10 protein-coding genes are annotated in these 13,838 nt (G+C 73.5%); 6 read left to right on the top strand and 4 right to left on the bottom strand.

Features of this window, described 5'->3' with window-relative positions:
• Positions 1 to 441 precede the first annotated feature (441 nt).
• Entirely contained in the window at positions 442 to 1,269 is an 828-nt protein-coding gene (locus tag ACP4J0_RS10710; RefSeq protein WP_426598392.1) for a methyltransferase, read from the top strand.
• Between the two features lie 277 nt (positions 1,270 to 1,546).
• On the top strand, positions 1,547 to 1,948 hold the full coding sequence (locus ACP4J0_RS10705) for a spore wall synthesis complex protein (RefSeq protein WP_019327988.1): 402 nt from the start codon (positions 1,547 to 1,549) through the stop codon (positions 1,946 to 1,948).
• Positions 1,949 to 2,483: 535 nt separating this feature from the next.
• Here the strand turns inward: ACP4J0_RS10705 and ACP4J0_RS10700 are convergent.
• From ACP4J0_RS10700 to ACP4J0_RS10685, 4 genes are all read right to left on the bottom strand, one after another.
• Positions 2,484 to 4,874 (bottom strand): transglutaminase TgpA family protein, encoded by a 2,391-nt coding sequence (locus ACP4J0_RS10700; RefSeq protein ID WP_426598391.1) that lies wholly within the window; start codon positions 4,872 to 4,874, stop codon positions 2,484 to 2,486.
• Positions 4,875 to 4,989: 115 nt separating this feature from the next.
• On the bottom strand, positions 4,990 to 6,354 hold the full coding sequence (locus ACP4J0_RS10695) for a DUF58 domain-containing protein (protein ID WP_426598390.1): 1,365 nt from the start codon (positions 6,352 to 6,354) through the stop codon (positions 4,990 to 4,992).
• The gene (locus tag ACP4J0_RS10690) at positions 6,354 to 7,391 is read right to left on the bottom strand and encodes an AAA family ATPase (protein WP_426598389.1); all 1,038 of its coding nucleotides are present in this window, start codon (positions 7,389 to 7,391) and stop codon (positions 6,354 to 6,356) included. The genes ACP4J0_RS10695 and ACP4J0_RS10690 overlap by 1 nt, the downstream gene beginning before the upstream one ends.
• 258 nt (positions 7,392 to 7,649) lie before the next feature.
• Complete coding sequence (locus ACP4J0_RS10685; RefSeq protein WP_426598388.1) at positions 7,650 to 8,198, bottom strand: beta-class carbonic anhydrase; 549 nt, start codon at positions 8,196 to 8,198, stop codon at positions 7,650 to 7,652.
• A gap of 424 nt (positions 8,199 to 8,622) precedes the next feature.
• On the opposite strand from ACP4J0_RS10685, the gene rsmH reads away from it, so the two are divergent.
• The 4 genes from rsmH (at position 8,623) to ACP4J0_RS10665 (ending at position 13,822) form a co-directional block, all read left to right on the top strand.
• Positions 8,623 to 9,579 (top strand): 16S rRNA (cytosine(1402)-N(4))-methyltransferase RsmH, encoded by a 957-nt coding sequence (rsmH, locus tag ACP4J0_RS10680; protein ID WP_426598387.1) that lies wholly within the window; start codon positions 8,623 to 8,625, stop codon positions 9,577 to 9,579.
• A gap of 67 nt (positions 9,580 to 9,646) precedes the next feature.
• A complete protein-coding gene (locus tag ACP4J0_RS10675; RefSeq protein ID WP_426598386.1) occupies positions 9,647 to 10,126 on the top strand; it encodes a septum formation initiator family protein in 480 nt (159 codons plus the stop codon).
• Complete coding sequence (locus ACP4J0_RS10670; RefSeq protein ID WP_426598385.1) at positions 10,123 to 12,087, top strand: peptidoglycan D,D-transpeptidase FtsI family protein; 1,965 nt, start codon at positions 10,123 to 10,125, stop codon at positions 12,085 to 12,087. Before ACP4J0_RS10675 ends, ACP4J0_RS10670 begins: the two co-directional genes overlap by 4 nt.
• A gap of 214 nt (positions 12,088 to 12,301) precedes the next feature.
• Positions 12,302 to 13,822, top strand: coding sequence for a UDP-N-acetylmuramoyl-L-alanyl-D-glutamate--2,6-diaminopimelate ligase (locus ACP4J0_RS10665; RefSeq protein WP_426598461.1), 1,521 nt, complete (start codon positions 12,302 to 12,304; stop codon positions 13,820 to 13,822).
• Positions 13,823 to 13,838: the final 16 nt, after the last annotated feature.

The raw sequence follows: 13,838 nt of genomic DNA, 5'->3' as shown, positions 1-13,838 counted from the left end.
GACCGGGTTCCGCCGGGTCGGGCCCTGCCCGTCCGAGGGACGCCCGTCCCGACTCCGGATACCCGGACGCCGACCGATCCGGTTCCGGGCGGGGCCGCTTCGACCGCTCGGGTGCGGGCCGTCCCGGTTTCGACCGCCCCGGTTTCGACCATCACGGCCGTGACCGCCCCGGCCGTGACCGCCCCGGCCGTGACCGGCCGGGCGGTGACCCGCCGGGGGACGGCCGGACCGGTCAGCACCTGCCGGACGCGGGATGAGCACCTCGGGCAGCGGGAGCACAGGGCACCTCCGGGGCCGGTGGTGCGCGATGGCCGGTCGCCTCACCGGAGGCAATAGGGTGGGAGGCGCCTGAAGCCTGCCCCTTCCCGCACCCGGGCCGGGGCGGCAGCCCGTTCGCTCCGCCCCTGCCCGAGGCGGTGCCGCGCCGAGGAGTCAACTGCCGTGTCGGAGCCGATGCGCCCGCCCGTCTCCCCCCACAGCCCGCAAACGGCGTCGCCGCGCTCCGACCCGTCTCGTTCCCGCGCCGCCCTGCGTACCGCTGTGGTCTGGGACGTCCTCCAGGACGCCCTCGACCGTCGGGTCAAGGCCACGGGCCGCCAGGCGCTGGACGTCCTGGACACCGGCGGCGGCAGCGGCAACTTCGCGGTGCCCGTGGCCCGCCTCGGCCACCGCGTCACCGTCGTCGACCCGAGCCCCAACGCACTGTTCGCCCTGGAACGCCGCGCCGCCGAGGCCGACGTCGCCGACCGCGTCCGGGGCGTCCAGGGAGACGCCCACGGCCTCTTCGACGTGGTCGAGCGCGGCGGCTACGACGTCGTGCTGTGCCACGGCGTCCTGGAGTACGTGGACGACCCCGCGGAGGGCATCCGCAACGTGGTGGCCGCCCTGCGCGCCGAGGGCGTCCTCAGCCTGCTCGCCGCGGGCCTCGGCGGGGCCGTGCTGGCGCGTGCCCTCGCCGGCCACTTCACGGAGGCCCGGCAGGCGCTCGGTGACCCGGACGGCCGCTGGGGCACGGGTGACCCCGTGCCGCGCCGGTTCACCGCCGAGCAGCTCACCGGACTGGTCGAGGCCGCGGGGCTCCGGATCGGCGCCGTCCACGGCGTGCGGGTCTTCGCCGACCTCGTCCCGGGAGTGCTGGTGGACACGGAGCCCGGTGCCATGGAGGCGCTGCTGAAGCTGGAGGCCGCGGCGGCCGAACTCGCCGCGTTCCACTCCGTGGCCACACAGCTTCACGTGCTCGGTGAGACGCGAGGGGCCCAGGAGACCTGAGCCGCCCGGTGGGGTATGGCGCTGATCAGGGGCGCGACTGCAGATGGAGTACGCCACAGGCCCCCCGAACGGGGGCCAGTCGCCGTATGATCGAGGGAGACCGCCCGGCATGACGGGTCGGCCGCTGGGGAATGGGAACTTCAGCAGCCGGCACGGCCATGACGGAAACCGGTTGGCCAATTGGCGTAGAGGGGCGGGTTTCACGGGGGCGATTCCCTGCCTATCCTGAAGGGACCCCCCCGGGTCGCCCCGGCGACTGCACGATGAGGAGGACTCCGTGCCGCTCTCGGAGCACGAGCAGCGCATGCTCGAGCAGATGGAGCGAGCGCTGTACGCCGAAGATCCCAAGTTCGCGACAGCGCTCGAGGGAAGCGGGCTGCGTACGTACACCCGGCGACGGGTCTACCAGGCGGTCGCGGGCTTCCTCGTAGGTATTGCGCTCCTCATGGCCGGTATGGTCGCCCAGCAGGTCTGGCTCAGCGTGGTGGGCTTCCTCGTCATGCTGGGCTGCGCGGTCCTCGCCGTGACCGGCTGGCGCAAGGCACCGAAGCCGGGCGAGCAGCCCGCCGCCGGTGCGGGACCACAGGCGCGCCGCCAGGGGCGGCAGAAACGCTCCATGATGGACCGCATCGACGAGCGCTGGCAGCGCCGCCGGGATGAGCAGCAGGGCGGCCAGTAGCTTCCGGGGCCGCTCATCAGGACATCCGCGTGAGGGGGTGACCACCGTCCGGGTGGTCACCCCCTCACGCGTGCCCATGCGTGCCCGGAGTCCGGAGATCCGGGCTGGAGCCAGTGGTCACCGGGGTGGGGCAGGCACGGTGGGTACCGGACCGGAGGACGCCCGGCGCTCCCGCGCGGCCCCGGCCCGCCTGACCTGCTGTCCTGTGCGCCCCGGCCCGCCCGACTCGCCCTCCGCGCCCCGGCCCCGCGCCTCTGCCCTCCGCACCCGCGACGCCGCGCGCGCCCTGTCTCTTCGTGTCCGGGCCCCGTACGGCCGCTGTGTCTCAAGCCCGGGTCACGAGTGGCTGTGGCTCTGAATCCGGTGCCGAGCGGCTGCTCGGTGTCCGGGGCCCGGGCGGCTGTGGCTCCGGGCCCCGGCCCGGCGCCCTGTCCTCCGGGCCCCGCCCCGCGTGGCCCGTGTCCCCGCAGGACGGGCCCGCGTGGCCGTGCCCCCGCAGGACGGGCCCGCGTGGCCGTGTCCCGCTGGGCCCCGCTCAGCCCTGCTGCCCCGATGCCTTCCGGAACGTCGGCCGGGCCGCCGCGGCACGGTGTTTCAGCTCCGCCCACCTGGCCGACACCGCCCAGGACACCCGCACGGTCGAACGCGGGGCGAACCGTGCACGCAGCCGCGTGCCCCGGCCGGCCGTGGCACGCAGACCGGCGCTCGCCCGGTGGACGTCCTCCGTGAGGCCCGCCGCCGGGCGGGGCCGGGGCGCGTACAGAACCTGTTCCACCGCATCCGCCACCCGGTGTACCGCCGCCGCGGCCGTCGGATCGAGCTGCCCGAGCCGGACGATCCGGGCCGCCGCCTTGCGCGGGGTCTGCGACTCCTCCGGCAGGATTCCGAAGTCCCATGCCGTGTCGGTCAGCTCCTGCCAGACAGCGAGGGTGTGCGGCCCCGCGTCCGCCTCGGTGCGGCCGTGCGCCCCCAGCCGTACCGACCGGGTGCGCAGCCGCCACAGCATCGGTGCGAGCGGGACCAGCAGCACCGCGAGCCCTCCCAGGACCCAGGCCGGCACCACGTACCACTTCGGTCCGCTCCCGCCCGCGACCGGTGCGGCCGCCGCGGACTCGCTGGCGCAGGCGTCCAGCTTCTTGTCCTGGGCCGTGCAGCTCTCGCTCGCCGAGGGCGCCGCCGAGGGCTCCGTCTCCGGGTTCCGGGACGGCAGCTCGGGGTCGGGCACCGAGCTGCCGGGCGTCTCCGTCAGCGTGTACGACGGGGTCGACCCACGCGTCGGCGTCGGCTCGAAGCGGGTCCAGCCCACGCCCTCGAAGTACACCTCGGGCCAGGCGTGGGCGTCCCGCAGCCCCACCGACACCGTGCCGTCCGCCTGGGGGGAACCCGGCGCGAAGCCGACCGCGACCCTGGCCGGGATGTCCAGGGAACGGGCCATCGCCGCCATGGCGAAGGAGAAGTGCACGCAGAAGCCCTGCTTGTCCGCGAGGAAACGGGCGATCGCCTGCGAGCCGCTGCCGACCTTGACCTTGGTGTCGTACTCGAAACCGCCGTTGACCGCGAAGTACTCCTGGAGCTTGACCGCCTGCTCGTAGGGGTTCGCCGCGCCGGCGGTGACCTGGCGGGCGGTTCGGGAGACCACGTCGGGCAGCGAGTCCGGCAGCTCGGTGTACTCCCGCCTCAGCGCCGAGGGCGGCTGCGGGGCGGCGGCGAGCTGGTCCGCCGTCGGCTGCACGTTCAGGCTCCGTACCTCGTACGCCACACCGCGGGTGTTCTGGCCGTGGTCGCCGACCAGGGTCATGCCGACCGGTTCGTAGCGCCAGTTGCCCGCCACCCGTACGCCGCTCGGCGGGTACGGCATGGGCAGCCAGTCCTGGGCGTACCAGTCCGCGGCCCTGATGGCGGTCCGGGTCTCCGTGCGCTCGATGCCGGGACCGAGGCCGACCGGCGTGGGGAACGTGCCGTCCGGCACGGCGGTGATGTCCCGCTTGGACGGCTTCCAGGTGGTGCCGTCGAAGTCGTCCAGCGACACGATGCGCAGGTACAGGTTCGACAGGTCGTTCGCGTCGGTCTCGACGGAGAGGACCTGCCGGTTCTCGTCGACGTTGAGACTGTCGCGCAGGGAGACCAGCGGGTTCACCGCGGAGATCGTGCCGCCACCCCCGGTCCCGGAACCGGCGCCTGTCCTGGCGCTGTCCAGCAGCCCGCCGTCCATCGCGGGCAGGGCCAGCGGTACCACCAGGGCGACGCCCAGTGCGAACGCGCCGATGCGCCGCCCGGTACGGACCGGGGCGACCGCGCCGCTCTGCTCCCCGCCCGGGGTGCGTGGCGTGCCGCCGAAGACCCGGCCCCACTGCGAGAGCCGGTCACGTCCCTCGGCCAGGAGCAGCATCAGGTAGCCGGCCGCCGCGACGAGGAACCACAGCCAGTCGGTGCCGCCCTCGGACAGCCCCGCGGCCACCGAGTACAGCGCGAGCAGCGGCAGTCCGGCGGGGGCGGCGCTGCGGAAGGTCACCGCGAGGGTGTCCACCAGCAGCCCGATCACCAGGACACCGCCGACCAGCATCAGCCGGATGCCGTCGGACTCCAGCGGCGCCGGGATCGCGTACCGGGCGATGTCGTCGCCGCCCTGTTGCAGCAGGTCGGCGAAGCGCTGAACGGCCTGTGGGCCGGGGATCAGCCCGGCGAGCGCCTGCTGCCGGGCGAAGACCAGGGTCAGGAGCACCAGCGTGACCAGGGCCTGCGCGGCGATGGTCAGCGGCCGGGCCAGCGGGACCCGGCGGGCCGCCGCGCCCACCCCGGACTGGACCGCCAGCAGGAGCGCGGCCTGCAGGATCCAGGTGGCCGGGTCGACCAGGGGCAGCAGCGCGCACGCCGCCATCAGCGTGGCCGCCCACGCACACAGAGCCAGCCGCGCCCGCCCACTCATCGCGTGCCCTCCCGGCCGGTGGCCGTCGTGGAACCGGCGTGCCCGCGGCCCGCCGGTCGCTCGTGTCGTTCGGGTGCGGCCGCCGAGGCGCTCGGCGCCGGTCGTGCCGGTGCGTTCATCGCGTGCCCTCCCCGCCGCCCGCCGTCGCGAGGCCGGCGCGTTCATGGTCCGCCAGGCGCCAGAGCTCCTCCAGGGGGGCGCCCCGCGGCACGTTCACAGCCGTCCAGCCCGCATCGCGCAGCATCCGGAGCCGCTCCGCGCCCCTGTCCGACGGACCGGTCGCGTCGGCCGGCTCCCGCGCCCAGGCCGCGGAGTCCAGGACGAAGGCGACGGCGCCGCCGCTGCGCTGCCGCATCTTGGCGGCCACCGCGGCCTGCTCCTCGTCCAGGTCGCCGAAGAACGCCACCAGCAGCCCCTCGTTCCCGCCGCGCAGCACGTCGTACGCCCGGGACAGGCCCGTGCCCTCGGAGTGGTCGATCACCGCGAGGGTGTCCATCATCAGCCCGGCCGCGTCGGCCGCGCCCTGGCTCGCACCCGCGAAGCCGTCGGCGCCCTCGCCGGGCACCGAGTTCCCGGTGTCGGTGAGCAGCCGGACCGAGAAGCCCCGCTCCAGCATGTGCACCAGCACGGACGCCGCGCCCGACACCGCCCACTCGAAGGCCGAGTCGGGGCCCGCGCCCTCGAAGGCCCCGCCCCGGGTGTCCAGCAGCACCGTGCAGCGGGCGCGCTGCGGCTGCTCCTCGCGGCGCACCATCAGCTCGCCGTACCGCGCGGTGGAGCGCCAGTGCACGCGGCGCAGGTCGTCCCCGTAGCGGTACCCGCGCGGGATCACGTCGTCGTCGCCCGCCAGCGCCAGCGAGCGCTGCAGGCCCTCCCCGTACCCCTTCGCCTCCCCGCTCAGCCGCACCGGCGGCAACGCCTCCACGCGCGGGATCACGGTCAGGGTGTCGTACGTCGAGAAGGACCGGGTCAGCTCGCACAGCCCGAAAGGGTCGGTCAGGCGCAGTTGGAGCGGGCCCAGCGGATAGCGGCCGCGCAGGTCGGAGCGGACCCGGTAGGACACCTCGCGACGACCGCCCGGCTCCACCCGGTCGAGCACGAAGCGGGGGCGCGGTCCGAGCACGTAGGGCACCCGGTCCTGGAGCATCAGCAGGCCCGTGGGCAGCCGCGAGACGTTGTCGATCCGCAGATGCACCCGGGCCTCGCTGCCCGCGGGCACCCGCCCGGGGGAGAGCCGGCGGCTGCCCGCGACCCGGTACCGGGTGCGGTAGAGCACGGTCGCGCACAGCAGCGGCAGCACACCCAGCAGCAGTCCGACGCGCAGCAGGTCGCTCTGGCCGAGGACGTAGGCACAGATCGCGGCGGCGATACCGGCGGCCAGGAAGGAGCGCCCGCGGGTGGTCAGACCGGCCAGGGCGGTGCGGATGCCGCCGCCCTCGCCCCGGTCGTCCTGGGACCGGCCCGCCCCCCCGGTGTCCATCACAGCCTCCGCGGCGGTTGCCGGTCGTACGCCGACGAGCCGTGGCCCACGCCGAAGCCCGCCGGCTGCTGCGCCGCCGCGGGCACCGGGGTGCGCTGCAGGATCTCCTGGACGACCTGCTCGGCGGTGCGGCGGTTGAGCTGGGCCTGGGCGGTGGGCAGCAGGCGGTGGGCCAGGACGGCGACCGCGAGGGCCTGCACGTCGTCCGGCAGCGCGTACTCCCGGCCGCTCAGGGCGGCGGACGCCTTCGCCGCGCGCAGCAGATGCAGCGTGGCGCGCGGCGAGGCGCCGAGTCTGAGGTCCGGGTGGGTACGCGTGGCGGCGACCAGGTCGACGGCGTACCGCCGCACCGGGTCGGCGACGTGGACGCCCCGGACCGCCTCGATCAGCTTCAGGATGTCGTGCGCGTGCGCCACCGGCTGCAGGTCGTCCAGCGGGTTCACCCCGCCGTGCACGTCGAGCATCTGCAGCTCGGCGTCCGGGCTGGGATAGCCGATGGAGACCCGCGCCATGAAGCGGTCGCGCTGCGCCTCCGGCAGCGGGTAGGTGCCCTCCATCTCGACCGGGTTCTGCGTCGCCACCACCATGAAGGGGCTGGGCAGCTCGTAGGTCTGGCCGTCGATGGTGACCTGGCGCTCCTCCATCGACTCCAGCAGCGCCGACTGCGTCTTCGGCGAGGCGCGGTTGATCTCGTCGCCGATCACCACCTGCGCGAAGATCGCGCCCGGTTTGAACTCGAAGTCACGGCGCTGCTGGTCCCAGATGGACACCCCGGTGATGTCCGAGGGCAGCAGGTCCGGCGTGAACTGGATCCGGCGCACGGAACAGTCGACGGACCGAGCCAGCGCCTTGGCCAGCATGGTCTTGCCGACGCCCGGGACGTCCTCGATCAACAGGTGGCCCTCGGCGAGCAGCACGGTCAGCGAGAGCCGTACGACCTCGGGCTTGCCCTCGATCACGCCCTCCACCGAACCGCGCACCCGCTCCACCACAGCGGTCAGATCAGTGAGGCTCGCTCGATCGTCATAGGTCGTCACCGGCCCTCCTCGGCCTTTCCCCGCGCTTCCTGAGAAGCCGGAGTACCCCAACTTGCCGGACCGGCCCCCGGATCGCGGACCGGCCCACCCCGAATCACGGACAGCGCGCGGAAAAAGTTCCGCGCGACACCACTTCACGCATTCTTGCTGCCGTTACCGATTCGTGTCACTCGCCTGTGGACAACTGGCCGCGGTATGTCGGGCCTTGCGGCCTTTGCGGCGCTTGCGCGGTGGGAGTCATCGGGGCGGGCGACCGGATCAGGCGGGAGTGATCTCCCGCAGCAGACCCGTCTTCACGTCGAAGACGAAGCCGCGCACGTCCTCGGTGTGCAGCAGGAACGGCGAGGTGCGCACCCGCTCGATCGACTGCCGCACGTCCTGGTCGGCGTCCCGGAAGGCCTCCACCGCCCACGCCGGGCGCTGGCCGACCTCCAGCTCCAGGTCGTGCCGGAACTCCTCGGTGAGGGACTCCATGCCGCACCCGGTGTGGTGGATGAGGACCACGCTGCGGGTGCCGAGCGCCCGCTGGCTGATGGTGAGCGAGCGGATCACGTCGTCGGTGACGACACCGCCCGCGTTGCGGATGGTGTGGCAGTCACCGAGCTTCAGGCCGAGCGCGGCGTGCAGGTCGAGGCGCGCGTCCATGCAGGCCACGACGGCGACGCGCTGGACGGGACGGGCGTCCATCCCGGGGTCGGTGAACGCGGCGGCGTAGCGCTCGTTCGCCTCGACGAGCCGGTCGGTGACGGTGCGGGCGCCGGCCTTCGCGGATTCGGAGCCGGTGGGTACCGATGCAGAAGTCGTCATATCCATGACGTTACTGGCCGACTTCCACCGCGGCCCGCTGCGAAGCGGGACAAAGAACGTCATCGAGGCTGGGTGTGAGCCAACCCACAGGGTGGTGCGAACGCGTCCGTACGAGTGAAAAGCCGCGCCGGACCGGTTTGCGGACGCCGGCGGCCGCGACGCGCAGGCCGGTTGATTGACCGGGCGACAGGGTGGACTAAAGTGACGCGAAGCGGGAGGCGAGGCTCTCACCGCTGGACTGAATTCCCCGGAGACCTGGGCGACGTCCCGCCAGATCTCCCCACGTGCGCGGCGCGTACGTACGGCTCGGCCTCCTCCCGCTCCCGGCCGGCCGACGCTTCCGGCGCCGGCAGGCCTCCCCTTCACGAGCGGGAGGGGACCCGGCGGTGCGTGACGCCGCGCCGGACCTGAGAGGCCGCCCCACTTGAGCCAGAGTCGACACGTCCCGGTGATGCTCCAGCGGTGTCTGGACCTGCTGGCACCCGCCCTGACGGAACCGGGGGCCGTGGTCGTCGACTGCACGCTGGGACTCGGCGGGCACAGCGAGGCCCTCCTCGAGCGCTTCCCCGAGGCCCGGCTCGTCGCCCTCGACCGGGACAAGGAGGCCCTGCGCCTGTCCGGCGAGCGGCTCGCGCCCTACGGCGAGCGCGCCACCCTCGTGCACGCCGTGTACGACGAGCTGCCCGACGTACTGGACCGGCTCGGCGTCCCGCGCGTCCAGGGTGTGCTGTTCGACCTCGGTGTCTCCTCCATGCAGCTCGACGAGGCGGACCGCGGCTTCGCCTACGCCCAGGACGCCCCGCTCGACATGCGGATGGACCAGACGACCGGCATGAGCGCCGCCGAGGTCCTCAACACCTACCCGCCGGGCGAACTCGTCCGCATCCTGCGGGCGTACGGCGAGGAGAAGCAGGCCAAACGGATCGTGTCCGCGATCGTCCGCGAACGCGAGAAGGAGCCGTTCAGCAACAGCGCACGGCTCGTGGAGCTGATCCGCGCGGCGCTGCCGCAGGCCGCCAAGCGCACCGGCGGCAATCCGGCCAAGCGCACCTTCCAGGCCCTGCGCATCGAGGTCAACGGCGAACTGTCCGTCCTGGAACGGGCGATCCCGGCGGCCGTCGAGGCGCTCGCCGTGGGCGGCCGGATCGCGGTGCTGTCGTACCACTCCCTGGAGGACCGGCTGGTCAAGCAGGTGTTCGCCGCGGGCGCGGCCAACACCGCGCCGCCCGGACTGCCGGTCGTCCCCGAACGCTACGCGCCCCGGCTCAAGCTGCTCACGCGCGGTGCCGAACTTCCCACCGAGGAGGAGATCGCCGAGAACCGGCGGGCGGCACCGGCACGGCTGCGCGGAGCCCAGCGCATCAGGGAGTCCATCGAGTGAAGCGAGTGAGCGAGTGAGGCAGGGCAGGCGCGGGGACGGACGGCCCGCCCCGGCCGGGGGAGGGCGTGTGAGCAGGAAACCCGAACTGAGGGGGAGGGCGGCCCGGCTGGCCCGGCTCCTCCCGCCCGTCGGCGGACGCGGCCAGGCGGCCCGGGCCCCGTTCGTCCTCCTGGTGGTCGTCCTCCTCGGCGGCGGACTGATCGGGCTCCTGGTGCTGAACTCCGCGATGAGCGAGGGCTCGTTCCAGCTGGAGGACCTGAAGCAGGAGACGAAGGAGCTCACCGACGAGGAGCAGTCGTTGCAGCGGGACATCGACGCCTACTCCGCCCCCCGCGCCCTCCAGCGCCGCGCCCGTGAGCTGGGCATGGTGCCCGGCGGCGATCCCGCCTTCCTCGCTCCCGACGGCACGGTCAAGGGTTCGCCGAGCCCCGCGTCCGCCGCGGCCACCCCGCTGGTCATCGCCCCCGAGGCGCTCACGGCACCGCGTACCACCGCGCCCCCCACCACCGCGGCCACCCCCGCCCCGAACCCGACTCCCGGCAGGTGACGGAAGTGTCCGACAGGGAACCGCCGCGCCGTCGAGTGCCCGGACCCGCGCGGCCCGTCCGCCCGGGCGGACGGCAGCCCGGCCCCGGCGCCCGGCCCACCCGCAGGCCGTCCGCGCCCCCGGCGGCCCCGCCCCGCGCCCTCCGGCTGGGCAGCCCGCGCCCGCGCCTGCGCCTGATCGGCCTCGTGCTGACCCTGGTGCTCTGCGCCTTCGTCGTACGGCTGCTCCAGGTGCAGGCCGTCGACGCCGGCACGTACGCCGCCAAGGCCGAGCAGAACCGCTACGTCGTCCACACCCTGCCCGCCGAGCGCGGCGGGATCACCGACCGCAACGGCGTGGCCCTCGCGACCACCGTGGACGCCTACGACATCACCGCCGACCCCACGATGTTCACCCGGGAGCAGCTGGAGATCGGCGACGGTCCCGAGCAGGCGGCGGCGCTCCTCGCGCCGATCCTCGGTGAGGACCAGGAGGAACTGGTCGACCGGCTCCGCCCCGAGAACGAGGGACTGCGCTACGTCCGTCTCGCCCGCCGGCAGACCCCGCAGGTGTGGAACCAGATCAAGGACCTGAAGACCGCGCTGACGAAGAAGACGGAGACGGACGAGTCCGTGGTCAACGTCCTCGCGGGCGTCTTCGCCGACCCCAGCAGCAAGCGCGTGTACCCCGGCGGCGACCTCGCCGCCGGCATCATCGGCTGGGTCGGCGCGGACGGCAAGGGCGGCGGCGGCCTGGAACGGAAGCTGAACGACACGCTGGCCGGCAAGGACGGCGAGATCCGCTACGCGCAGTCCGGCGGACGCCAGGTGCCCACCGTCGGCTCCACCGAGACGCCGGCCGTGCCCGGCAGCGACGTCGAGCTCACCATCGACCGCGACATCCAGTGGGCCGCTCAGCACGCCATCAGCGAGCAGGTGAAGAAGTCCCAGGCGGACGGCGGCTACGTCATCGTCCAGGACACGGCCACCGGCGAGATCCTCGCCATGGCCAACTCGCCCGGCTTCGACCCGGGCGACCTCGCCCACGCCGACCCGGACGCGCTGGGCAACGCCGCCCTCCAGGACGCCTTCGAGCCCGGCTCCACCGCCAAGGTGATGTCGATGGCCGCCGTACTGGAGGAGAACGCCGCCACGCCGATGACCCACCTCACCATCCCGAACCGGCTCAAGCGCGGCGACCGGCTGTTCAAGGACGACGTCGACCACCCCACCTGGTACCTCACACTCAACGGCGTGCTCGCCAAGTCCAGCAACATCGGCACCATCATGGCCACCGGCGAGCTGGGCAGGACGCAGGAGGAGGCCAACAAGGTGCTCTACTCCTACCTGCGCAAGTTCGGCATCGGCGGCTACAGCGGGCTCGGCTTCCCCGGCGAGACCAAGGGCATTCTGGCGCCGCCCGACCAGTGGTCGACGTCGCAGCAGTACACGATTCCTTTCGGCCAGGGCGTCTCCGTGAACGCGCTGCAGGCGGCCTCCGTGTACTCGACCATCGCCAACGGCGGCGTCCGCGTCGAGCCCACCCTGGTACGCGGTACCAAGGGGGACGACGGACGCTTCACCCCGTCCCCCGAGCCCAAGAAGACCCGTGTGATCAGTGAGAAGACGGCGAAGACCCTCTCGCAGATGCTGGAGTCCGTCGTCGACGACGAGGAGGGCACGGGCACCAAGGCCCGCATCCCCGGCTACCGCGTCGCGGGCAAGACGGGCACGGCCAACCGGGTGGATCCGGCCACCGGCAAGTACCACGGCTACACCTCGTCGTTCGCCGGGTTCGCCCCCGCCGACAAGCCCCGCGTCACCGTCTACTGCGCCATCCAGAACGCCACCGAGGGCAGCTACTTCGGCGGCCAGATCTGCGGCCCCATCTACAAGCAGGTCATGGAGTTCACCTTGAAGACCCTGCAGGTCCCGCCGACCGGGGCCGCCCCCGCGAACCTCCCGGTCACCTTCAAGCCCTGACCCGCACGACGAACCCCGACCAGCACCGAGCCAGTACCGAGCCAGCGCCGATTCAGTACCGAGCCACCAGGAACCACCCGTGACAACGATCACCCCCGATCCCGGGAACCAGAGCAGCCCCCGCCCCTCACTTCGCCCGGAAGCGGGTACGCCCGGTACGCTCACCGCCGTGCCACACGCTGATCAGTCCCGAACCACCCAGAAGGGCCACCCCGTGACCTACCCGGGACCGCCCCGGCCGGCGCGGATCTCCGCCACACCCCTCGCGGAACTCGCCGGTCAGCTGGGTGTCACCGCGCCGGACAGCACCGCCCGGGTCACGGGTGTCACCCACGACTCGCGCGCCGTCCGCCCCGGTGACCTGTACGCCGCCCTTCCCGGAGCCCGCGCCCACGGCGCCGACTTCGTCACCCAGGCCGCCGGCCTCGGCGCCGTCGCCGTGCTGACCGACCCGGCCGGCGCGGAGCGCGTCGCCGCCGCCGGCCTGCCGGCGCTCGTCGTCGACGACCCGCGCGCGCGGATGGGCGAGCTGGCGGCCACGATCTACGGCCACCCCGGCCGCGACCTCCTCCAGATCGGCATCACCGGTACCTCCGGCAAGACCACCACCGCCTACCTCGTCGAGGGCGGCCTGCGCACGGCGAAGTCCACCGGGCTCATCGGCACGGTCGAGATGCGCATCGGCGACGAGCGCATCAAGTCCGAGCGCACCACGCCCGAGGCCACCGACCTCCAGGCCCTGTTCGCGGTGATGCGCGAGCGCGGCACCGAGGCGGTCGCCATGGAGGTCTCCAGCCACGCCCTGGTGCTCGGCCGGGTCGACGCCTGCGTCTTCGACATCGCGGTCTTCACCAACCTCAGCCCGGAGCACATGGAGTTCCACTCGGGCATGGAGGACTACTTCCAGGCCAAGGCGCAGCTCTTCACGCCGGAACGCAGCAGGCTCGGCGTGGTCAACGTCGACGACGAGTACGGGCGCCGCCTCGCGAACGAGGCCGCCGTCCCGGTCGTCACCTACTCCGCCGAGGGCCACCCGGACGCCGACTGGCGCGCCGACCGGGTCGAGGTCGGCCCGCTGGACTCGACGTTCACCGTGCTCGGCCCGAAGGGCGAGCGGATCGCCGCCAAGTCGCCGCTGGCCGGTCCGTTCAACGTGGCGAACACCCTCGCCGCGATCGTCGCCCTCGCCGCCGCCGGCCTCGACCCGCAGGCCGCCGCCGACGGCATCGCCGCGGTGCCGGGCGTGCCCGGCCGCCTGGAGCGCGTGGACGAGGGACAGCCCTACTTCGCGGTGGTCGACTACGCACACAAGACGGACGCCGTCGAATCCGTCCTGAAGGCGCTGCGCAAGGTCACCGAGGGCAAGCTGCACGCCGTGCTCGGCTGCGGCGGCGACCGGGACACCACCAAGCGGGAGCCGATGGGCGCCGCCGTGGCCCGGTTCGCCGACACCGCCGTACTGACCTCCGACAACCCCCGCTCCGAGGACCCCCTCGCGATCCTGGCCACCATGCTCCAGGGCGCGGCGTCCGTACCCGCGTACGAGCGCGGCGAGGTGCAGGTCTTCGAGGACCGGGCCGCCGCGATCGCCGCCGCCGTCGCCCGGGCCGAGCCCGGCGACACCGTGCTGGTGGCGGGCAAGGGGCACGAGCAGGGCCAGGACATCGCCGGGGTGGTCCGTCCCTTCGACGACCGCCAGGTGCTTCGCGAAGCCATTCAGAAGACCCAGGGATGAGATCCCGAATGATCCA

Source organism: Streptomyces sp. WG7 (assembly GCF_049975785.1).
GTDB lineage: Bacteria > Actinomycetota > Actinomycetes > Streptomycetales > Streptomycetaceae > Streptomyces.
Note: the sequence above shows the minus strand (reverse complement) of the source record. Positions and strands in the feature narration are given on the sequence as shown.